The sequence below is a fragment of the Pseudescherichia sp. genome (genome assembly GCF_031979925.1).
Classification (GTDB): Bacteria; Pseudomonadota; Gammaproteobacteria; order Enterobacterales; family Enterobacteriaceae; genus Pseudescherichia.
Window position 1 is genome coordinate 523,049 of record NZ_DALZFB010000002.1, and the last position, 22,038, is coordinate 545,086.

Below are 22,038 nucleotides of genomic sequence, written 5' to 3' on the forward strand. Positions count from 1 at the left end.
GTAGATTGGTTCCTGTTTGATAAATATGGATTTTTCACTTCAGTAAAATCTTACAAAGGTAGTGATAAATAGGTTGTTGCACAGGTCAGCCTATAACTTTTCCTTTTAAATTTAGCATCCTACGATGCCATCCCTATTTCTTTCCTGGATAAGGTGACACGCTATGAGTATCGATATTGCAGCATCCCTTAATGAGCGTCAGCGTGATGCTCTGCTCTCCTATTATTTAGGGCAGTATGTTCCTGCCAGCGGCAATGAGGACCTGGTCAATCTGGTGCAGACTCCCGAAGATGTTTATGAGTACCTGCTGATCGACCCGCTGGTCAGCAACGCCGTGCCCACCTCCCGCGTGGCACAGGCGATGTCGAGCATTCAGCAGTACATCAACGGCATCACCATGAACATGGAGCCGGGGTACCAGACCCAGTATCTGGATCAGGACAATATCACTAACTGGAAAGAGGGACTAAGCCAGTATGACATCTGGGCCGGCGAGGTGGAGCTGGATACCTACCCAGAGAACTATATCGACCCGACCCTGCGGCAGAGCCAGACTGCCTACTTTAAGGATCTGATCACCGATCTTAACCAGAACACTATCAATAATGATACGGCCCAGCAGGCGGTCATGAACTACCTGAACAAATTCGAGCAGGTGGCGAACCTGACGATTGTCAGTGGGTATGTGGATAGTACGGACCAGACGAATGGTATCTACTATTTCTTAGGGAAATCCACTACGTCGCCAGTGCAGTACTACTGGCGTTCGTTCGATATGGATTTGAACGTCGATAACGTGGCCTCCAGCAGCGCCTGGTCAGAGTGGTATCCGATGAATACCGCCATTAACGAGGAGGCGTTACAAGGCCTACCGAGACTGACCTTTTTTAATAACCGCCTCTATCTGTTTTGGTTTGAGCGTACAACAGCCGGAAATACGGGTGAGGGCACTGGGGCGAGACCCTATGATGAAATTACCGCCTATTCGTCATACAGTGACTTTAGCAACACCTGGTCTGCTCCTTATACACTGATGGCAGTAAATAACGCAGCAGATAATGATTGGAGTAAATTATTTCTTAGTGCATCACTATGTACTGCATGCTTGTATAATGACACCGATGATATATTGTCTGTTTCTTTATATGATGGAGCGAGTGGAAGTACTACTGATGGTTTCAGTGATTTTTCTATGCGTATTGATTACTGGTTTAATATTGAACAAGTGGAATCAAAGAGCCCAGGAAAAGATAGTGAAGGAAATATTATTGTTTCTACCTTGGCAGCTTATCTACAACATTATTCGCCTATTTCAGGCGATGCAAATGCACAGCAGCGTATACAGTCGGTTTACTCAAGTCTTTTTTCTATAAAAGAGGTGAAGCTTGAGTCAGGTCAGAATTATGATGGTCTCAGCGGGTCGTTAGTTCTTCCGTCCTTATCTATTGATAACTTTAAAATAGCGCAAGCTGGTAATGGGGAAATAACTCTAACTAGCATTATTCCCGAGGCGGTTTCTACTATCAATGCCGAAAAAATATACTCGGTAAATGATATAAATTGTTCGGGAAAATATTTTTCAGATGATTATGCTACTAATGCTAAAATATCATGCACTTACACTTTGGGTGGCGCTGTTAATATAACTGATTTGGTTTTTAAAGATATTGATCACTATGATTATAGATACCCATATAATGTTTTGGAAATTGCAGGGCAAGACGGTAATTATTACAATAGTCAGGAGTTTACCCCTACAGAGGTTGTTGATGATGAATTGAATTTGTCAGGGTTTAAGTTCTCGTTTTCAGGTATTTCCGGGGAGGGTAAGTCCATACGTATCCGTGTATTACAGGATATGGGCTACGATAGTCAGTATTACTACCTAGCTAGTGATGAGCTTGTTGCTGATAAAAATACTTTTAAAATTTATCATTCACCATGGGTTTTTAATCTATATGAGGCTAGCTCAGCAAATGTGTGGGGAACAGGTACGCGAGTAACCAATATAAATCAGGATGAATTCAAAGCTCAAGATTCCTCAATCCAAAGTGTTATTTCTGATTTTACAGACGATGAATTGAATCAGGAAACTATTGTACGTTATATATCCTTTGGTTATCAGGAAAGCGGCGGGGCATCAGTTCATCAGGAATATAAGGTAACTCTTTACAAACCTAACGGAATTGCCGTTACGCCTTACATCTCAACCAAAACTGATGATGAATTAGGGACCGTTGAGTTCCTGAAGTTTAGTGGAAATTTTGACGACGGAACAATAATAAACCCGATCCGCCTCAACACGCTGTTTGCCAAAGAATTAATCAATAAAGCCAGCGCCAGCATCCAAGCGCTGCTCAACTGGGACACCCAGCTGACCCTGGAACCGGGTATGACTAACGACACCGCTGTGCCGATGGACTTCAGCGGTGCGAACGGCATCTACTTCTGGGAGCTGTTCTTCTATATGCCGTACCTGGTGGCATGGCGTCTGAGTCAGGAGGAGGAGTACAGTGACGCATTAAGCTGGTATCACTACATTTTTGACCCGTCTGCACGTGGGCGTGATAACAGCGATGTAGTTGGCACGGATTTAAATGAGCAGTACCCGGAACCGGACTACTGGAGCGTGCGCCCGCTGGTGGAGAGCGCCTCATCCGCTGCGCAGGCTACTGCCAGCTGGTTAACCACCGACCCGGATGCGATAGCCTCGGCCTGGCCGGTTCACTACCAGAAGGCGGTGTTTATGGCCTACGTCAGTACCCTGATGGCCGCCGCCGATGCCAGCTACCGCCTGCTGACTAACGACGGTCTGAGCCTTGCCCGCCTGCAGTACGGTCAGGTAAAAGACCTGCTCGGTATCCGCCCGGACACCTTAATCGTTAACCACTGGGCACCGGAGACGCTGGCCGAGCTGGCAGAGAGCGCAGAGAGTAACGTGGCCCTGCTGAGCTATGAGCAGCAGGCCCTGGCGCTGCCGGCCTTCGTCGGACAATCCAGCGTGGCGGCAGACGTGACCACCAGCGACAGCTTTATGGCCCCGGTCAACAGTCAGCTGCTGGGCTACTGGAACACCCTCGACTCCCGGCTCTACAATCTGCGTCACCAGCTGACCATTGACGGCCTGCCGATGACCGTGCCGCTCTATGCCCCGCCGGTTAACCCGACGGTGCTGATGGAGCAGAGCGTGCAGGGCGGTTCGCTCATCAGCGCCTCGTCTGGCATGATGGCGACCATTCCGCCGTACCGGTTCAGCACCATGCTGCAGAGCGCACGCTTTGCCGTCTCCACCCTGAGTCAGTTTGGTCAGACGCTGCTCAGCTACTACGAGCGTAAGGACACCGCCGGGCTGCAGGAGCTGGACACCCAGCTGGCACTGGATCTCTCGGCCTACAGCCTGAGCCTGGGACAGAACGCTATTGATTCTCTGGATCAGGATAAAACCGCGCTGGAGGCCAGCCGCAGCATGGCCCAGCAGCGCTACGACCACTACTTCGGCCTCTACAACACCGGCGTCTCCGCCGGGGAGACCAGCGCGATGGTGCTGCGCGACAGCGCCGCCGCCTCGATGACTGCCGCCTCACCGCTGATCACCGCCGGAATGGCGATGAAAACCATCCCTAACATCTTCGGCTTTTCAGACGGGGGTGAGGAGATCGGTGCCCCGACGCTTGCCGCCGGGATGGTGCTGCAGCTGACGGGGGAGATCACCGGTCTTGCCGCCCAGCAGACGGAGATCTCCGAGAGCTACCGCCGCCGCAGCGAGGAGTGGCAGATCATCTACCAGCAGGCGCAGTCGGAGGTCGACACCATCAACGCCCAGCTCGATGCCCTGGCGGTACGCCGTCAGGGGGCGGTGATGGCCCTGCAGCTGGCCCAGGCGCAGCAGGATAACCTGAAGTCGACCCTGAACTTCCTGACCACCCGCTTCACCCAGTCGTCGCTCTACAACTGGCTGACCGGGCAGCTCTCTGCGCTTTACTACCAGGCCTACGACGCGGTGCTCTCGCTCTGCCTGAGCGCCCAGGCGAGCTGGCAGTATGAGATGGGGGATATGACCTCGACCTTTATCCAGACAGGGGCGTGGAACGACAGCTATCATGGCCTGCTGGTGGGCGAGACGCTGGCGCTCAACCTGCAGCAGATGGAGTCCGCCTGGCTGACGCGTAACTCGCGCCGCCTGGAGCTGACCAAAACGGTCTCGCTCAAAAAACTGGATAGCAGCGCCTTTGACGATTTGAAAGCCAATGGGACTACCCAGTTCTCGCTCAGCGAAGCGCTGTTTGATAACGACTATCCGGGTCATTACCTGCGACAAATTAAATTTGTTACCATCTCTCTACCGACCCTGGTAGGCCCGTATCAGGATGTGAAAATGACCCTGGTCCAGTCTGGCAGCAGTATTTTACTCAAGGCGGATATCGATGGCGTGAACTACCTCAACGACAGCACCACAGGAAGCGCCAGCAATGTTATTACTAACCTGCGTGCCAGCGAGGAGATCGCCGTCTCGTCCGGGTTGAACGACAGCGGGATGTTTGTACTGAACTTTGGCGACGAACGCTACTTGCCGTTTGAGGGTACCGGGGCTATCTCAAGCTGGCAGATAGATTTCCCTAACGCCACGAGCGATGAGCAGCAGACCATCTTACAGAACATGAGCGATGTCATTATCCAGGTGCACTACACCGCACGAAACGGCGGCAGCACCTTTAAGCAGGCTGTAATGAATACATTGTAAAAACCTCATTGCGTCTAAGACCGTCGGTCTTGCTCACATCCCCCCGTCGGGCTGTGGGCAGGCCCGGCGGTTTTTTTGTGGACTCTTAGTAAAGGCACTGAAGTAGCGATCTGAAATCTATCTCTGTTTTTTTATTACCGCGATTTGTTCCAGGCGTCATCATATTTAATGTTCCCGGCAATGTAGTTCCACTCTATGGCGCGGGACCTGAGTCCAATCACCTCATGCATATTAGGAGCTGAACTCCCAGGATAATAGACGTGAGTGAAGTCTACGGACATAATCACCACGCTGTCTAAGGTGACTCTATAAATTTCGGCTTCTATACCTGCTTCTTTAATCTCATAGTATTTTATTACTGCTTTTTGCAGTCCTCTACTTTCACAAATAGCCACCGCAAACCAGGGGCTGGTTTTATCAAGCTGTTTATGAATTTTGAAAAGGCCATGCTGTCTCGTTCCGGTCATGCTGCCTGTATGACTGTCAACGCCCTGATTTATACTATAGCTGCTATTCATCACCTCGATGGCACCCTCTCGACCCGGTGCGGTACACTCTCCTATAATTTGCACGCCATTCTCATCGTATAAAAAGAGATAAGCAGGTAGTGACATAGGTAAATCCCTCTGTTAATTATTATCAATAAAAATATCATCTTCGTAATCCTTGCCATTCAGGCCATAAGAGATGACGTACCTGTAGCCAGGGTTAATCTTGTATTGAATGCAGCTATGTGGGTAGGATACACTGAGTTTATATTCTCCAGAATTAGCAACCACTTCAAAGCTGCCGCCTTTATTAACTTCAATCCGGTAATACTCCAGGATGTCTTTTTTATCCACGCTAAAGCAAAGTGTGCTATTAAAATAAAAGACGTAACGTGCCGCTGGTGCTCTTGGGCCGCCTGGACACCCTGTTAGAGCAAAACAGACAGCAATAATTGCTAAAATTTTCATCCCGGAAACCCCTTTAGCACATTCTTGTATTTAGCGATCAACGAGTATATAGATTCGCCTGGATCGTAATCACGGTATTTATACAAGTTACTGTTTCCATCAAAACCATATTTAAGTAATAGCCAGTAATCGCTGACTATCGAGGCTTGCTGCTCAAGACCGTAATGAAAAAGATCTGCTTTATCTAAACTGTAGCTGTAATCAGCGAAGCGGGAGAAAAGACCTCTGGTTCTGACAAACATGCCTTTCTGTGTTTACCATACGTGCATCATCTCATGAAGAAATCGATGTCTCTTTTCAAGGCTATCTAAAGAAAATTCAGGCGAGTAGGTGCCCTCCCTGAACCACATCTCACCGTTCGGACTCATGGCAACATCGTCAGGCTGCATATTGAAAGGGAGATAGCTTTCTCGATGTACCCATACGTTACTGTAACGGATGCTGTAACCGTAAGTCGTAACAGCAAGGTGAATTTCACCGATCGTTAACAGCCGCACCCCTCCGGGATCTATCGGCGTGCCTGACATAGGGTGTATTTTCAAGTTAACTGGCATTTTCTTTGCTCCATGCAAAAATACACTATAGGCACACAAATTAAATGGTTAAAGTTAGTAATATTAACAATGTTATTTATAATGCCAAAAAAACAAGCGCTCATAGGCGAGATCAAGCCTTGCCTACATTGAGCCATCGGGCTGTGGGCAGGTCCGGCGGTTTTTTCTTTGTTCCCCTCTTTGTTAGCCGTTAACGAAACGGTATGCTCGTTGCGAACAGCAATCGATAACAAAAAAGCGTAGCGGCCATGACCGTTGCGCGGACGCGCGTGCGCGTCATTGAGGGTGATGATGGAATACTTTGATATTCGTAAAATGCCGGTCAACCTGTGGCGTAATGGCGCAGGCGAGACCCGTGAAATCTGCTGCTTCCCGGCGGCAAACCGTGATTTTGACTGGCGCGCCAGTATCGCCTCGATCGCCAGCAACGGCGGTTTCCCCCAGTTCACCGGCGTAGATCGGGTGATCACCCTGATAGAGGGAGGGGAGGTGACGCTCGACGGCGGCAGCGCGTTTAACCATACGCTTAAACATCTCCAGCCCTTTACCTTTGCTGGCGAGCAGCTGGTAAAGGCACAGCTCTCCGATGGTCAGATGTCGATGGATTTTAATATCATGACCCGGCGGGATCGCTGTCAGGCGAAGGTGCGCGTTGCCGATCGCACCTTTACGACCTACGCCTCACGGGGTGGGGTGGTTTTTGTCCTGAGCGGGGCATGGCAGCTGGGGGATAAGCTGTTAACTGCCGATCAGGGAGCCTGGTGGCAGGAGGGACACCATACGCTGCGGCTGTTGAAGTCCGAGGGTCAGCTGCTGTTTAGCGAAATTACCTGGCTGCCGGGCCACTAACGTTTTAACTGCCCGCCTGCCGCTGATGCTACTACGGCAGGCGGGCAAACGTCACTCCGCTGGCCAGGGAAGCTCGGTGATGTCGTGCTGGCCGGTAATCAGCGGCTTGCAGAGGATCTTATAGCCGTCCTGATCGAAGCTTGCCTGCGGACGCGGCAGACTGGCCGCCTCGTCAAGCGAATCCACCGAGCCGAGCCACAGCCAGTTGTGGATAATATGGTACTGCGTCATCTCTCCGCTACTCTCTTTCAGCGCGACCGGGCCGCGCCATGGCCAGCACACCAGCCGCGTACGTTCAAGCGCGTCAACCAGGCGCTGGTTATGCGCCTCCACGCTCTCCTTACCGCAGCACGCTCCCGCGCAGCGGTTAAGCGCTGAGCGGAAACAGCCCCGGCCCCGGGTTAACGACTCCAGCCCCAGCAGGCCATAGCAGAGCTTCTGCTCATCGGCGATGCTTTGCAGCGTTTGCAGCGCTGCCCGGCGGTTGGCGAACAGACCGTACAGCCCCGGCTGTGCCGAAAAGTCGACCTCGCGAGCATAAACCACCTGCGGTTTTTCACCTTCTAACAGCAGAGAGCAGAGCTGGCGGTTGCGCCGCAGCCGTTTGTTGAACAGCGGCTGCTGCTCCTTAATCAGCTGGGCTTCCAGCAGCAGGGCACCAATTTCACCGGCGGTACGCACCCAGGTAATACGCCGCGACTGGCGCAGCATGGCGGCCTCATCGGCGGTGCGTAGATGGGAGAGCACACGGCTGCGAATATTGATGCTCTTACCGATATAGAGCGGCATTGCTTCGCTTTCACCATGGAAGAAGTAGACGCCGGGATGCTTAGGCAAGGCCTCAAGCCACGGTCGTAAATGCTCGGGATACTCATAGATAGCCGCCGCCTCAAAATCCAGACGGGGGGCAGATTGACGCCTCACCACAGATAAACTCCTGATACTGGTTACTTATCCAGTGTAGCAGGCTATTGCTGGTGAAAAAAGAGGCGGCTTGCGCCGCCTGGGGATTTTATTTTTTCCAGAAATCGTCAAAAACCGTGATCGGCGGACGGCGCTTGTGCTCGGTTTTCAGATACCAGCCCTCGATAATGCGGGCGGTGCCTTCATCCAGCGTTTTGCCTTCCAGATAATCATCAATGTTTTCATAGGTGACGCCCAGCGCAGCTTCATCCGGCAGGGAGGGGCGATCGTCTTCCAGGTCCGCCGTCGGCGCTTTTTTGTAGAGATGCTCCGGGCAGCCCAGATGAGCCAGCAGCTGTTTACCCTGACGTTTGTTCAGGCGGAACAGCGGGTTGAGATCCGTACCGCCATCGCCGTACTTGGTGTAAAACCCGGTGACCGCCTCTGCGGCATGGTCGGTACCGATCACGACGCCGCCAGTCATCCCGGCAATGCTGTACTGAGCCTTCATACGCTCACGCGCTTTTTCATTGCCGCGAACAAAATCGCTCAGCTCAATGCCCGCTTCACGCAGGGCCTGCTCGCTGGCCAGCACCGAAGATTTAATGTTAACGGTCAGCACGCGATCCGGCTTGATAAAACCGATGGCATCCTGACAATCCTGCTCATCAAACTGCACGCCATAGGGCAGGCGCACGGCGATGAATTGCAGCGCCTCGTTGCCCGTCTCCTGGCGCAGTTCGCTGATGGCCAGTTGGCTAAGCTTGCCGGCGAGGGTCGAATCCTGGCCGCCGCTGATGCCCAGCACCAGCGTTTTTAAAAACGGGTGTGCCTTGAGGTAGGCTTTGAGAAAATCTACGCTGCGGCGAACTTCTTCTTCCGCATTTACCGTTGGCTTCACGCCAAGCGCTTCAATAATGTCTTGTTGCAGAGTCATTAAACATCCTCCGTTAGTGGCCAGCTGGGCCAGTCGCAATATTGCACTCTAATAAAGCTAACTCGTTGGCACAGAAACGACAAGGCTATGACCGCTGAGTGCCGTAATTTACGGCGTTTTAGCAGCTTATAGCAGTTTTATTAGAATTTTCCGAAAGTTATGCCATCCTAATCGACGGGTTGAAAAAAGTTATTTTATATTCCAGGCTTAGATAACGCGCTGATACAACAGCGGATAACAAGAGGAAGGATTATGAATATGAAACTCGCAGGAATTATGGGTGCAGCAGCAGTTATGGCGATGCTGGCAGGGTGTACCGCTTACGATCGTACCAAAGATCAGGTTACTACGCCGGTAGTTAAAGACGTTAAAAAAGGCATGAGCCGTGCGCAGGTCATGCAGATTGCAGGCAAACCGTCCTCTGAAGTGACGATGATCCACGCTCGCGGTACCTGCCAGACCTATATCCTGGGTCAGCGCGATGGTAAAACTGAGACCTACTTTGTGGCCCTGGACGATACCGGCCACGTGATGAATTCTGGCTATCAGACCTGTGCGGAGTACGACACCGATCCGCAGGCACCGAAGCAGTAATTCTTCTTTAGCCTGAGCAAGAAAAAACCGGCGTAAACGCCGGTTTTTTTATGGCCTGCAAACCGTCAGGCTGGAATAGCGCTGATTTTGCTGCCCCGAGACCAGACGCGGTGTGCTGCCAGCTGCGTCAGGAAATCATCGACAAAGGAACCGGACGCGTTATCGGCCTCAACAATCCCCTCCTCACTGTGGGCATCAATCTTCAACGTCTGCTTAAACTGCCGCGCATCGCCCGCCAGCGCAATCACCTTCAGATGCTTGTAGGCCTCCAGCAGGTAGTAGGCGGCGTCACCATTGTTCAGCAGGTTAGTTAAATCTCCGCCGGGAACGATCACCGCATCGACGGTCACCGAGGGCGATCCGGCAAAGGTGCCCGCCACTGACAGGCTTGAACCGTCGTCCGCTGTCACTTCCCCCATTCTTGAGTAGAGTAGCTTAGCGTGTACGCCTTTGGCCCGCAGCCCCTGCAGGATGTTCAGCAGCTCGCTGGCAAAGACCTTATCGTTAAGCAGAATGGCAACCACCCGGCCTTTGACGCTGGCGTCCGGCTGCGCATAGAGGCTAAGCGTCGGATCGCTGGAAACCCCATTAACCTCTTTGGGCGGAGTCACGTTAAGCTGCTCATCCGTGAGGGAGATCCCCAGATTTTTCGCTACCGATAGCGCCAGCATAGTATCAATGCAGGCCAGCTGATCGACTACCCGCTCGCGAATATACTCGCGCACGACCTTACTCAACTCGAAGCTAAAGGCGTCAATAATGTGCTGCTGTTCGTGCGGGGTCTGGCTTTTCCAGAAGAGGCGTGGATGAGCATAGTATTCGCCAAAAGATGGGCTACGCTCGCGGATCTTATTGCCTTCAATCCGCTGCTGATACGACTCGAATCCGCCACGTTTTGGACCGGGAGGCGTTTCCCGCGGCCAGTTATCGTTGATGGAGTTCGGCTCGTAGTTCGCCGGGTTAGTGTCGATATCCATCCGGTGCATGCCGTCGCGCTGGAAGTTATGGTACGGGCAGGTCGGGCGGTTAATGGGGATTTCATGGAAGTTTGGCCCGCCCAGGCGGCTAATCTGCGTATCGGTATAGGAGAAGAGACGCCCCTGCAACAGCGGATCGTTAGTAAAATCCATGCCGGGGACGATATGGCCAGGGTGGAACGCTGCCTGTTCGTTTTCGGCAAAGAAGTTATCCGGGTTGCGGTTCAACACCATTTTGCCCACCCGCTGAACCGGCACCAGTGCCTCGGGGATCAGCTTGGTGGGGTCGAGCAGGTCAAAATCGAACTTAAACTCATCCTCTTCCGGGATCAGCTGTAGCCCCAGCTCGTATTCGGGGAAATCGCCTGCTTCAATGGCCTCCCACAGATCGCGACGATGGAAGTCCGGGTCGCGCCCGGTGAGCTTCTGCGACTCATCCCACACCAGCGAGGCTTTACCTGCCAACGGCTTCCAGTGGAAGCGGACAAAGGTCCCTTTGCCTTCGGCGTTAACCAGGCGGAAGGTGTGAATGCCAAAGCCCTCCATGGTGCGGTAGCTGCGAGGGATACCTCGGTCTGACATGGCCCACATCACGTTGTGCAGCGTCTCCGGCTGTAACGATACGTAGTCCCAAAAAGTATCATGGGCACTCTGTCCCTGCGGGATGGCCCAGTGCGGCTCCGGCTTCACCGCGTGAACGAAATCGGGAAACTTATGCGCGTCCTGAATAAAAAATATTGGCGTGTTGTTGCCGACCAAATCAAAGATACCCTCTTCGGTATAGAACTTGGTGGCGAAGCCGCGAATATCGCGCACGGTATCCGCCGAACCAGCGCCGCCCTGCACGGTAGAGAAGCGAACAAATACCGGGGTGATCTTCTCCGGATCGCTGAGGAAATCCGCCTTAGTAATATCCTTCAGGCTCTTATAGGGCTGAAAATAGCCGTGGGCCGCAGAGCCGCGGGCATGAACGATACGCTCCGGTATACGCTCATGGTCAAAGTGGGTGATCTTCTCCCGCAGGATAAAATCCTCCAGCAGCGTCGGGCCGCGATTGCCCGCACGTAAGGAGTTTTGATCGTCGCCGATACGTACCCCCTGGTTGGTGGTCAGGGGGAAATCTTCGCTGCCTTTGCGGAAAGTCTCCAGTGCGGTCAACTTCTCGCTATGGGTGTCGGGCGCTTTTAGGCTGCCGGGGGCGGTTGGCTGCTCCCCTGGAGGGGTGGGGCGGGGATCGGCGCGGTGGGAGTTATCTTCGGGGGCCAGTGAGTCAAGGCCGGGTTGGGATTCGCTGGGATCGTGTACCGGGGATTGATGGCCGTGTGGGTTCTTGTCATTATGCGACATTGTGCTCGTCTCCTGTTTTCATTGCTGAAATGGTGGCCGATGTAACGTCAAAACCCTTATAACTATAGAGCAACCCCGTGTTTTTACCGCGAAATCGGCTATCATAGTGGCTGCCTGTATTTGCAATCTGTTTTAGTGAACTCTCGCCTATGAAACCTTTTCGTCAAAATAACCGCCCTGTTATCAGCTATGTACCCCGCGTGGAGCCTGCGCCACCCGATCACGCCAACAAGGTGGAAGGGTTTCGTGACGTCTGGCTACTGCGCGGCAAGTACGTGGCGTTTGTGCTGATGGGGGAACATTTTCGCCGTTCGCCAGCGTTTAGCATGCCGGAGGCAGCCCAGCGTTGGGCGGAGCAGATGCGTCAGGAAGGGGAGATTGACGAGGCGTAGCGTTGCCCCAAACGAAATGCCCGGCAGCTTCTGCCGCCGGGAACATGGATTTTAGCGATGCGCCAGCTCAGCACTCTCTTCGCTATTCAACACCTCTTTATCGGTCTGCTTCAGCCACTGGCTGGTGAGCGTCCCGGCGGTCATTGAGCCGTTGACGTTCAGCGCGGTACGACCCATATCGATCAGCGGCTCTACGGAGATCAGCAGCGCCACCAGGGTGACCGGCAGACCCATCGCGGGCAGAACGATCAGCGCCGCGAAGGTTGCCCCACCGCCCACACCCGCTACGCCAGCAGAGCTGATGGTGACCATGCCTACCAGGGTCGCGATCCACAGCGGATCCAGCGGGTTAATCCCTACCGTTGGGGCGACCATTACCGCCAGCATTGCCGGGTAGAGGCCTGCACAGCCGTTCTGGCCGATGGTAGCACCGAAGGAGGCCGAGAAGCTGGCGATAGACTCCGGCACGCCCAGACGACGGGTCTGCGCTTCTACGTTTAGCGGAATAGAGGCGGCGCTGGAGCGGCTGGTGAAGGCAAAGGTCAGTACCGGCCACACTTTACGGAAGAATTTCAGCGGGCTAACGCCGTTCACCGCCAGCAGAATACCGTGAACCACAAACATGATCCCCAGACCCAGGTAGGAGGCGACAACAAAGCTGCCGAGCTTGATGATGTCCTGCAGGTTGGAGCCTGCCACGACCTTGGTCATCAGCGCCAGCACGCCGTACGGCGTTAGCTGCATCACCAGGCGTACCAGCTTCATCACCCAGCTTTGCAGGGTATCGATAGCGGTCAGCACGCGCTGGCCCTTCGGCGCATCGTCCTTCAACAGCTTCAGCGCGGCTACGCCAAGGAAGGCTGCGAAGATGACGACGCTGATAATAGAGGTCGGATTCGCCCCGGTCAGATCGGCAAACGGGTTTTTCGGTACGAAGGAGAGCAGCAGCTGCGGTACGCTCAGATCGGCGACCTTGCCCGCGTAGTTACTCTGAATAGCGTTCAGGCGTGCGGTCTCTGCCGTACCCTGTACCAGCCCTTCAGCGGTGAGGCCAAACAGGTTTGTCACCAGCACCCCGACCAGCGCCGAGATCAGCGTGGTGAACAGCAGCGTGCCGATGGTTAAGACGCTGATTTTGCCCAGTTGGGAGGCGTTATGCAGACGGGCTACCGCGCTCAAAATAGAGGCAAACACCAACGGCATGACGATCATCTGCAGCAGCTGGACGTAGCCGTTACCGACAACGTTAAACCACTGGATGGAATCTTTCAGTACCTGGCTGTCTGCGCCATAGATCGCTTGCAGCGCCAGGCCAAACACCACGCCAATCGCCAGACCGACCAGCACTTTCTTTGCCAGGCTCCACTGCTTATGGCGCGTCTGCGCCAGCAGAAACAGCAATGCCACGAACACCACGATGTTCGCAATTAAAGGGAAATTCATTTCAGATCTCCTGAACGGTTTTTATAAGACAACGCGTTGCACGCCGCCCTGTTGCCGCCAAGGTTAGCAGAAGTGTGATTCAGCTCTTATATCCAAATGGAATGGGTTATAAGTAAATGCGTAAATCTGCCTGGTTAATGACCTGATTGCTGGTTAATAAAGCGATTGAACTCACCCTGAACCGTATTAATAACCTGCGAAGACCAGCGCACGGCGCTGTTATCGGACACACCCTGGGGCATCCAGACCGCCCAGGTAAAGAGCACCATACAGAGCACCCGCTCAAGCTGGTTGCCGCGCTGCGGCCTGAGAATAGGCAGGCGGAAACGCCAGCGGCAGGGCCACAACAGCGGTACGCCGGCAGGGGTCAGCATATCGGCCAGGATATGGCTCAGGTAGCCCAGCACCATGCCCTGCAAAACATCGGCAGGGATAAACCAGCTATCAGGCACTTTGAGATAGAAGAGCGTTACGGCGATAAACACCGCCAGCAGGCTATGGGTGAACCCCCGGTGACCAAAGGCGCGGGCAATGGGTTTGGAGATCCACTTCAGGCGCTGACCGAGAAACGATTTTGGGTGATCGATATCCGGGAGCAGGCAGGTCACAATGGCTGAGGGAACCACATGCCACCAGTCCCCCTGCGCGAGCACAGGGGTTAACTCGGCGTTCTTGGCAAACACCGCGCAGGCAATGGAAAAAAGCAGGTGTCCTTCCGCCGTCATGATCATACTCACTCAACTGTCGAAGTATACAGTATAGGGTTTTTGTACAGTAGGCGGAAGAGGTGACGGTGTAACACTTTGTCACCGTTTTACTTTTATTTCCCTCAACGGTGCAAAATGCGCGCTATCCGCGCAAATCTTGCCCGGTCAGCCGTGCCAGCGACTCGAGCTTAACGTTGGCCAGTGCATAGCGCGCGTCCTGGCGGTTCTCTTCAGCGGGTACCACGATGGCGCGCATGCGGGCGGCTTTGGCGGCAATCATGCCGTTGACCGAATCCTCCAGGGCAACGCAGGTCAGAGGATCGACGCCAAGCTTCGCCGCGCAGTCAAGGTAGACCTGCGGATGGGGTTTACTGTAGGGGAGCGTCTGTGCCGAGGCGAGGGCATCGAAGTAGTCGCTTAGTTCGAAAAGCGCGAGCACCTTCTCCAGCATAGAGAGCGGTGAGGCTGATGCCAGTCCTACTTTAAGTCCTTCAGCTTTACAGAGCGCCAGCGCCTCACGCACGCCCGGCAGCAGGGGCCGCTTCTCTTCTACTAACGAGATGGTCCGCTGAATGATTCGCTCAGTGACCTCCTGTTTACTCGGTCCGCTCCAGGGCTGCATGGCGTACCAGAGCTCGACCACCATATCGATGCGCAGGCCCAGGGTATCGGGCATCTCATGTCGGCGGGTGACATCGACGCCGAGGCTGGATATCACCTCCAGCTCGGCCTGGTCCCAGAGCGGCTCAGAGTCGATAAGCAGGCCATCCATATCAAAAATAGCGGCGAGGATCTGACGCGGGGTTGACATAACAACCTCTCCTTATGAGTGGAATTAATAGACAGATGAACGTTCATTATGGCTATTGCTTCAGGATAACGCTTTTAAAAATGGGCGAAAACGGTGTTCTAAGGGTAGACTTAACCAGCAAATGGAACGTCTTAAACAAGGGGAATAGATGACGTATCAACAAGCTGGACGCATTGCCGTGCTGAAGCGCGTTCTGGGATGGGTAATTTTTATCCCGGCGGTGGTCTCCACCCTGATTTCCGTACTCAAATTTATGTACGAGCACAGCGAGAAGCAGCCAGGTATCAACGCCGTGATGCTGGATTTTGCCCATGTCATGATTGAGATGATGCGTTTTAATACGCCGTTTCTCAACTTCTTCTGGTACAACTCGCCGACGCCGGATTTTCATCAGCAGCTGAACATCGGTTTCTGGATTATCTACGCGCTGATCTTTGTTGGGCTGGCATTACAGGCCTCCGGGGCGCGCATGAGCCGCCAAACCCGCTTCCTGAGGGAAGGGGTAGAGGACCAGCTCATTCTTGAGAAGGCAAAGGGGACAGATGGATTAACCCGCGAGCAGATCGAGTCGCGCATTGTCGTACCGCGTCACACCATCTTCCTGCAAATTTTTCCCCTCTATGTGCTGCCGGTCATTGTCATCATTGCTGGCTACTTCTTCTTTACCCTGCTCGGGTTTATGTAGCCGGAACGCCAGCCTGGCCGCGCTAATTAAGCGGCCAGGATCCTGTCCAGCGCCTGCTGGGCCGTCACCAGATGTTGTCCACCGAAGAGGATTGCCCGGTTAAACAGCGTATAGAGCTGATAGATCGGCTGGCGCTCCAGAAAGCCGTTTGGCAGAGGCATCACCGCCTGGTAGCCATCATAGATCTGCGGCGGCTGCTCCGGGTGGAGCGGCAGCATCGCCAGATCGCACTCTCTGTCTCCCCAATAGCAGGCCGGGTCAAAGATGTAGGGACCATGGGGGCCAAGCGCGCAGTTGTTTGACCAGAGATCGCCATGCAGTAAGGAAGGCTGTGGCTGGTGGGAGGCGAGGCGCTGCTGAATGTGCTCGACGATGGCATCGATGTTACCAAACGCGAGGCCTTTTTCCGCCGCCAGCTCAAGCTGCCAGCCGATACGCTGTTCGGCAAAAAAGGTTGCCCAGCGCCGCTGCCAGGCGTTTGGCTGGGGCGTGGTTGAGAGATCGTTATCGAAGTCGAGGCCAAACTGCGGCTGCTCGCTCCACTGGTGCAGGCGCGCCAGCTGCTGGCCAAGCAGAAATGCGTTATGGGCGTCCAGCGGGCGGGGAGGGAGATACTCCATGATCAGAAAACTGTAGTCACGATCGCTGCCTACGGCGATCGCCTCCGGAACGCTGACCGTGCGGCTGCGGGCCAGCAGTTCAAGCTGATCCGCCTCGGCGGTAAAGATGGGCAGCAGCTCGCGTTCATCACATTTCATAAACAGATCGCGACCACCGAAGCGTATATGCCATGCTGCGTGGATCTCTCCACCCGGCAACTCATTACGCAGCTCAATTTCACCCTCACCGAGCTGCTCGCTTAACAGACGACTCACCGCTTGCCACATGCTCTCTCTCCCCTGCAATCTGCCAGATTAAAGGTTAGCGCGCTAACGCAGCATAAAAGACGATTCTGCGCACACCCTGTACCATGGGTGTGTACAAAGGCACTTATTGCTGCTGCGTCTTCAGCCAGTTCTCCCAGGTCGTAACGTCAATATCGGGTCGCCGATCGATGGCGCTCTCTGCCAGCGCCAGCGCCTGCTCTTTAATATCCTCTTCACTCAGTGGGCTGACCAGACCAAAGGTATTGGTTCCCAGTTCATGCACCTTACCGTCGTCATCGCTCAGGGTGAGGAGATAACCGGCGAGCGTAAAGGTGTTATTAAGCTCGTTAATTTCAGTCAAACTATGCTCGTGAAACTTTACCGTTATTACATAACGAGTGATATCCCCACTGGCCATAGCTCACCTCATTGTTATCGCAACATTTTTCAGCATAGTCGATTATCATTTTTGGCACAGATAATCATATATTTTTAGTGTGTCTTCCTGACCGCAAAGGCGTGTCCCGTGGTTGATGGTCGCGGCGCTGCCAGCGGCGACGCCAAAGCGCACCATATCTTCCAGCGAGGCGTTTTCCGCCAGCTTCAGCGTCATTGCGCCCACCATGCTGTCACCTGCGCCCACCGTACTCTGGCTTTTAACCGGAGGGGGAACGACCTGCACGCACTGCTGCTCATCTACCCCCAGCGCGCCCTGTGGCCCGAGGGAGACCACAACGCGTTTAGCCTTGCCGCTATCAACCAGCTCCTGGGCGGCGCGACGGACATCATCCGGCTGAGTCAGATCCCGGTTGACCAGCGCGGCCAGCTCTTTTTGGTTAGGCTTCACCAGCTCGATACCGCCAATTTCCAGGGCAGCGGCCAGCGCGTCACCGGAACTGTCAACGATGCAGCGGATGCCATTATTCTGCGCAGCCTTAATAAGCTGGCCCATTTTTTCCACTCGGACGCCCGGCGGCAGGCTACCGCTGATCACCAGCAGTGAACCGCTTTCAATAGTGAGCACCTGCTCTTCAAGCTGGCGGAACTCGTCCTCGCTTAGCGCCGCGCCGGGCATCACAAAGCGGTACTGCTCGCCGCTGGTCTCAACGTGCACGTGCAGGTTCTGCCGCGTCCAGTCATGCGTGGCGACCTGGATCGTCGTGACCTTTTCATCAGCCAGCAGGGCGGTAAGATGTTCACCTGTCGCCCCACCCGCAGGGAAGATTGCCGTAGCGCGTCCGCCAAGATGCACGATGGCACGGGCCACATTAATCCCGCCGCCGCCAGGCTCAAAGACCGGCGCGGTGCAGCGTAATTTACCTTCGGGATAGATTTGCGGAGTCAGCGTCGCGCTGTCCAGCGACGGGGCCAGGGTCAGAGTATAGACTGCTGTCATTTTCATCTCCTTTCGCTTGGTTGTCCTAAGCCTGGCACTGAATCACCAGAAGGGAAAGTAAATAACAGCATGATTTTTCAAATAAATAACGATAAGCGTCAGGAGAGGGCATTATACGTTTATTGGGGGTTTGAGAGCGCTCTTATTCAAAAAACGAAAGAAGAATACATTGCTATGTTATTTGAGCCTTTTTATAATTTGTTACCTTTCTTCAGATTGCTAAACATTGATCCTGAAGGAAGTTTCCAGGACCGTAGGTCCTCTTTTTTTTGCTGTACGGACTCTTTATAAATGAAGCTTTTGAAGACAGTACCCGCTGTTGTTATCCTGGCGGGAGGCGTGCTTGCGTCGATGAATGCTGCCGCAGATGATACCGTTTTTACTGTCATGGACGATCCCTCCTCAGCACAGAAACCCTTCGAAGGTAATGTGAATGCAGGCTACCTGAACCAGTCAGGTAATACCAAAAGTACCTCCCTGACCGCTGACTCAACGCTGACCTGGTACGGTAATACTACCGCATGGTCGCTCTGGGGAAACGCCAGCAATACCTCTTCTAACGATGAGCGTTCTTCGGAAAAGTATGCAGTAGGCGGCCGAGCACGTTATAACGTGACCGACGCTGACTACGTGTTTGGTCAGGCAAGCTGGCTTACCGACCGCTACAACGGCTACCGTCAGCGTGATATTGTGACCGCAGGTTATGGTCGTCAGTTCCTGAATGGTCCGGTGCACAGCCTGCGTTTTGAATTCGGTCCGGGTGTCCGTTATGACGAGTACACCGACGGCGATAGTGAAACACAGCCGCTGGGCTATGCCTCCGGCGCCTATGCCTGGCAGTTTACCGATAACGCTAAGTTTACTCAGGGCGTGTCGGTATTTGGTGCAGACGATACCACGGTTAACTCTGAGACCGCGCTGAACGTAGCCATTAACGAGCACTTTGGTCTGAAGCTGGCTTACAACGTAACGTGGAACTCTGAGCCGCCGGCATCCGCCCCGGAGCATACCGATCGTCGTACCGTCATTTCGCTCGGCTATAAAATGTAATTGATTTTGGGCCGGTTATTCCGGCCCGCTTCGAATTATCTTTCCGTGCTATTAAACCCTGCAACATCGTTTTATTTCCTCTGGAAAAGAGTTTCTCCTTTTTCTCTCCACAATTCCCTCTGCTGCAACACGTTCAATTTATTTGACACTTTTTGATAAATAAACTGACTAGGCAAAAATGTGATCTGGATCTACACTTTACGCACAGGCAAAAAAAAGCCTCCGCAATAATGTACTAATTCAAATAGAGAAGAAACATTATGAAAACAATGAAAACACTCGCCGCCGCCACGGTGCTTTCCGCACTCTCATTTGGCGCATTCGCGGCTCAGCCAAGCTATAACACTGCCAGTCAAACCACCTACCCAAGCGCTACGTTTAACGCCGCGGATATTGAAGCTGGCTCGAATATTCAGCCCGGCTCGCAGAATACCGGACGCTCTACGGATGATGCTTTCGACGTGCATACTCTGGTTGCCGGTGAATGGTATTAATGGATTTAGCCTTTAGCAATAATTGCTTTTTTACATCCGGGCGTCAGCCTGATTAAGTAAAAAACCGGAGCATGCTGTCCCGGTTTTTTTATATCTGTCATTCTGCGTAAAGTTTTCTCATTATTGTATTTAGCTACGTAATAAAGAAAGCAGGTTCTCAGGTGCCTGATTCGCTATTTTCAATACCGCGTTTTGACTCTCCTGCAAAATTTGCGCTTTGAGCATTTTACTGGTTTCCAGAGCATAATCAGCGTCCTGGATCCGGCTTTGCGCTGACTGCGTTGCAATCTTCTGCTGCGCCAGTACCGATTTGCTGGACTCAAAGCGATTAATAGCCGCGCCATACTGCGAGCGGTAACCATCTACCTTTGCCAGTGCCCTGTCGAGCGAACCCATTGCCGAGCGAGCCGACTGCACGGTATCCAGTCGTGCATCATTGATACCCAGCGTCTTGGTATCCGCGGGGGTGGTATCCAGCGTGGCGGTCTCGATTTGATCGCCAAAGTTGGCGCTGGTGACCACCTGATAGGGGATACTCTTCTTCGGCGGTACCGCAGGCTGGGCGGTCGGTGCCTCCAGATTTCCCCAGGTCATGTTTGCAGTAAATGCACCATTGCCGACTACAACGACGAGCAGATCCTCTTTAACGTTATCAATCGTTACCCGCTCTAGCAGATTTGAACCATTGCTACCGTCGTTAAACCCGCCGTTGGTGCTGTCCTCATAGCGATCACCATCTCCACTATAGGCAATGTTCATACCTTTGTAGCTCACAGATTCACTGCCGTTGATATCCCAGGCTGCACCGCCCGAAATAAGCATGGAATCATCATAAGCGGCATCGCTCTTGAAACCATTAGCTTCGGTGAGAAGGTTTGTGTCGGCGCTAGCGGAGTCGGTAATCCCTTTACTGACCCATGTGAAATCCGGATCGCTGTCGTTAATGGGGGTGCCCGCCAGATGTTTACCATCACGAGTAAAGATCTGAATATCATCATCCGCGCCAAGGGAGTTGATGGTAATAGCGATATTGGTCGAACCGGCCGGAATATAGGCCAGCGGAACGATGCCTGAACTGAAAGAGTAGTCCTTGCTGGCCACCGGGAATTTGGTACTTACTGGAGCGACGTTGCCGAGCAGAGCAGGCTGCAACTCGGGACTGTCGGTAGCCAGTGGATAAAGACCAAAGATCTCTGTACCTTCAGAGATGCTGTCGATCCCGGCGAGAATGCTGGCGAATTCGTTTTGGATGCTGGCGCGATCGCTCTCCGAGAGCGAGTCGTTCACCGACTGGATAGCAAGACCTTTGGCCCGAATAAGCATCGAGCTTATTGAACCGAGACTGCTCTCTGCGGTTTGCGCAAGGCTGATGGCATCATCAAGCCCGCGGGAAACCACAGTATCAGCGTTTATGTTTGCGCCCATCCGATTGGCAATAGCAAGACCTGCGGCATCATCCTTGGCACCATTAATCCGCAGTCCGGAGGCGAGCCTTTCGATCGATTGCTGAAGGATCGATGAGGTTCCCGACCGGGCTTTGAGACTCAGGCCTGCAATAGCGTTATGATTTATCGATTGCATGTGTGTGTCGCGATGCTGTTTGCCCAATGTAGGCTATAACATCGGCAAAATTTAGCTTAACTTTAAAAAATATTGCTTACAAAAACGGCAGCACCGGGCGCTCAATCGCGTAATTATCGATAGAGTGCGCCGGATCGCTTGACGTTAACAGGGTTTTTCTATGTGCTATGCCTTTAAATTCAGAGACAAGCGGAAAGAGGGCACTATGGGAAACCAGGCAAAAGAGAGCGAGCTGTATGATGAGATGTGCCGCGTTGTGGGTAAAGTGGTGCTGGAGATGCGTGATTTAGGCCAGGAGCCAAAGCATATTGTGATTGCCGGCGTGCTGCGTACATCGCTGGCTAACCAGCGAATTAAGCGCAGTGAACTCTCGCGTCAGGCTATGGAGACAGTCATTAACGCTCTCGTTCCTGAAGGCAAAGCCTGAACAGCGAAAAGGCCTCTTACGAAGCCTTTATTTAATTTGTCACTTTATTGATCTGCTTAGTGATGGGAATGCACATCGATGCGGTAAGGCGTTCCCCGCAGGTTGCACATACTGCACCATGAGGAAGCTTTTTCTCAGCGTGATAAGTTGAAAACTGAAACCTAAGGCCATTGCAGACGGGACACTGAAATTTGAGGTTAATAATAACCCCTCCGGTCCGTTGAGTGGAAACACTACCCTAACACGTCTATTTGCCCTTGAGGGATATATCGTCGAGTAAATAGCGCTTTTTTTGTCAAGATGTCGACTACGCGCCGATTTATACGCT

The 22,038-nt window shown here is 53.3% G+C and carries 21 protein-coding genes and 1 pseudogene; 9 read left to right on the top strand and 13 right to left on the bottom strand.

Annotated features, from left to right (window positions below; translation table 11 throughout):
• Positions 1–163: 163 nt before the first annotated feature.
• Positions 164–1,129, top strand: a pseudogene (locus RTM13_RS05975) (neuraminidase-like domain-containing protein); the annotation flags it as partial.
• Positions 1,130–2,392: 1,263 nt separating this feature from the next.
• A complete protein-coding gene (locus tag RTM13_RS05980) occupies positions 2,393–4,741 on the top strand; it encodes a hypothetical protein (RefSeq protein WP_312211022.1) in 2,349 nt (782 codons plus the stop codon).
• A 134-nt stretch (positions 4,742–4,875) separates the two neighbouring features.
• On the opposite strand, the gene RTM13_RS05985 is transcribed toward RTM13_RS05980, so the two are convergent.
• The 3 genes from RTM13_RS05985 to RTM13_RS05995 all read right to left on the bottom strand — a co-directional run bounded on the left by RTM13_RS05985 (position 4,876) and on the right by RTM13_RS05995 (position 6,251).
• Entirely contained in the window at positions 4,876–5,355 is a 480-nt protein-coding gene (locus RTM13_RS05985) for an Hcp family type VI secretion system effector (RefSeq protein ID WP_312210926.1), read from the bottom strand.
• Between the two features lie 15 nt (positions 5,356–5,370).
• Positions 5,371–5,697: a putative T6SS immunity periplasmic lipoprotein gene (locus tag RTM13_RS05990; protein ID WP_312210927.1), complete on the bottom strand. Its 327-nt coding sequence runs from the start codon at positions 5,695–5,697 to the stop codon at positions 5,371–5,373.
• 254 nt (positions 5,698–5,951) lie between these two features.
• Entirely contained in the window at positions 5,952–6,251 is a 300-nt protein-coding gene (locus RTM13_RS05995) for a hypothetical protein (protein WP_312210929.1), read from the bottom strand.
• Between the two features lie 291 nt (positions 6,252–6,542).
• Between RTM13_RS05995 and ves the strand changes: the two genes are divergently transcribed.
• Complete coding sequence (ves, locus tag RTM13_RS06000) at positions 6,543–7,100, top strand: environmental stress-induced protein Ves (protein WP_312211024.1); 558 nt, start codon at positions 6,543–6,545, stop codon at positions 7,098–7,100.
• A 51-nt stretch (positions 7,101–7,151) separates the two neighbouring features.
• On the opposite strand, the gene cho is transcribed toward ves, so the two are convergent.
• Both cho and nadE read right to left on the bottom strand, forming a co-directional pair.
• Positions 7,152–8,027 (bottom strand): excinuclease Cho, encoded by an 876-nt coding sequence (cho, locus tag RTM13_RS06005; RefSeq protein ID WP_312210930.1) that lies wholly within the window; start codon positions 8,025–8,027, stop codon positions 7,152–7,154.
• 85 nt (positions 8,028–8,112) lie between these two features.
• Positions 8,113–8,940, bottom strand: a complete 828-nt coding sequence (gene nadE, locus RTM13_RS06010) for an ammonia-dependent NAD(+) synthetase (RefSeq protein WP_312210932.1) — start codon at positions 8,938–8,940, stop codon at positions 8,113–8,115.
• A 252-nt stretch (positions 8,941–9,192) separates the two neighbouring features.
• On the opposite strand from nadE, the gene osmE reads away from it, so the two are divergent.
• Positions 9,193–9,534 carry an osmotically-inducible lipoprotein OsmE gene (gene osmE, locus RTM13_RS06015; RefSeq protein ID WP_312210934.1) on the top strand — a complete coding sequence of 114 codons (342 nt, stop codon included), beginning with the start codon at positions 9,193–9,195 and terminating at the stop codon, positions 9,532–9,534.
• 65 nt (positions 9,535–9,599) lie between these two features.
• Here the strand turns inward: osmE and katE are convergent, their stop codons facing one another.
• Positions 9,600–11,858, bottom strand: coding sequence for a catalase HPII (gene katE / locus RTM13_RS06020; RefSeq protein ID WP_312210936.1), 2,259 nt, complete (start codon positions 11,856–11,858; stop codon positions 9,600–9,602).
• 149 nt (positions 11,859–12,007) lie between these two features.
• On the opposite strand from katE, the gene cedA reads away from it, so the two are divergent.
• On the top strand, positions 12,008–12,250 hold the full coding sequence (gene cedA, locus RTM13_RS06025; RefSeq protein ID WP_312210938.1) for a cell division activator CedA: 243 nt from the start codon (positions 12,008–12,010) through the stop codon (positions 12,248–12,250).
• Positions 12,251–12,301: 51 nt separating this feature from the next.
• Here cedA and RTM13_RS06030 read toward each other — a convergent pair whose 3' ends face one another.
• The 3 genes from RTM13_RS06030 to hxpB all read right to left on the bottom strand — a co-directional run bounded on the left by RTM13_RS06030 (position 12,302) and on the right by hxpB (position 15,211).
• Positions 12,302–13,693 (bottom strand): L-cystine transporter, encoded by a 1,392-nt coding sequence (locus RTM13_RS06030; protein ID WP_312210940.1) that lies wholly within the window; start codon positions 13,691–13,693, stop codon positions 12,302–12,304.
• Between the two features lie 134 nt (positions 13,694–13,827).
• Positions 13,828–14,418: a metal-dependent hydrolase gene (locus RTM13_RS06035; RefSeq protein WP_312211026.1), complete on the bottom strand. Its 591-nt coding sequence runs from the start codon at positions 14,416–14,418 to the stop codon at positions 13,828–13,830.
• Positions 14,419–14,542: 124 nt separating this feature from the next.
• Positions 14,543–15,211, bottom strand: a complete 669-nt coding sequence (gene hxpB / locus RTM13_RS06040) for a hexitol phosphatase HxpB (RefSeq protein WP_312210942.1) — start codon at positions 15,209–15,211, stop codon at positions 14,543–14,545.
• 148 nt (positions 15,212–15,359) lie between these two features.
• Here hxpB and RTM13_RS06045 point away from each other — a divergent pair, with 148 nt between their 5' ends.
• Entirely contained in the window at positions 15,360–15,896 is a 537-nt protein-coding gene (locus RTM13_RS06045; protein ID WP_312210944.1) for a YniB family protein, read from the top strand.
• A gap of 26 nt (positions 15,897–15,922) precedes the next feature.
• On the opposite strand, the gene RTM13_RS06050 is transcribed toward RTM13_RS06045, so the two are convergent.
• From RTM13_RS06050 to pfkB, 3 genes are all read right to left on the bottom strand, one after another.
• Positions 15,923–16,783 (bottom strand): fructosamine kinase family protein, encoded by an 861-nt coding sequence (locus RTM13_RS06050; RefSeq protein WP_312210945.1) that lies wholly within the window; start codon positions 16,781–16,783, stop codon positions 15,923–15,925.
• Positions 16,784–16,886: 103 nt separating this feature from the next.
• Positions 16,887–17,180 carry a type V toxin-antitoxin system endoribonuclease antitoxin GhoS gene (gene ghoS / locus RTM13_RS06055; protein WP_312210946.1) on the bottom strand — a complete coding sequence of 98 codons (294 nt, stop codon included), beginning with the start codon at positions 17,178–17,180 and terminating at the stop codon, positions 16,887–16,889.
• A gap of 45 nt (positions 17,181–17,225) precedes the next feature.
• Positions 17,226–18,158: a 6-phosphofructokinase II gene (gene pfkB, locus RTM13_RS06060; RefSeq protein ID WP_312210947.1), complete on the bottom strand. Its 933-nt coding sequence runs from the start codon at positions 18,156–18,158 to the stop codon at positions 17,226–17,228.
• Between the two features lie 291 nt (positions 18,159–18,449).
• Between pfkB and RTM13_RS06065 the strand changes: the two genes are divergently transcribed.
• Entirely contained in the window at positions 18,450–19,208 is a 759-nt protein-coding gene (locus tag RTM13_RS06065) for a YdiY family protein (RefSeq protein ID WP_312210949.1), read from the top strand.
• 260 nt (positions 19,209–19,468) lie between these two features.
• Complete coding sequence (locus tag RTM13_RS06070; RefSeq protein ID WP_312210951.1) at positions 19,469–19,702, top strand: hypothetical protein; 234 nt, start codon at positions 19,469–19,471, stop codon at positions 19,700–19,702.
• A gap of 129 nt (positions 19,703–19,831) precedes the next feature.
• Here RTM13_RS06070 and RTM13_RS06075 read toward each other — a convergent pair whose 3' ends face one another.
• Entirely contained in the window at positions 19,832–21,283 is a 1,452-nt protein-coding gene (locus RTM13_RS06075) for a flagellin (protein WP_312210953.1), read from the bottom strand.
• Between the two features lie 205 nt (positions 21,284–21,488).
• On the opposite strand from RTM13_RS06075, the gene fumD reads away from it, so the two are divergent.
• Positions 21,489–21,710, top strand: coding sequence for a fumarate hydratase FumD (fumD, locus tag RTM13_RS06080; RefSeq protein WP_312210955.1), 222 nt, complete (start codon positions 21,489–21,491; stop codon positions 21,708–21,710).
• The last annotated feature ends 328 nt before the right edge of the window (positions 21,711–22,038 follow it).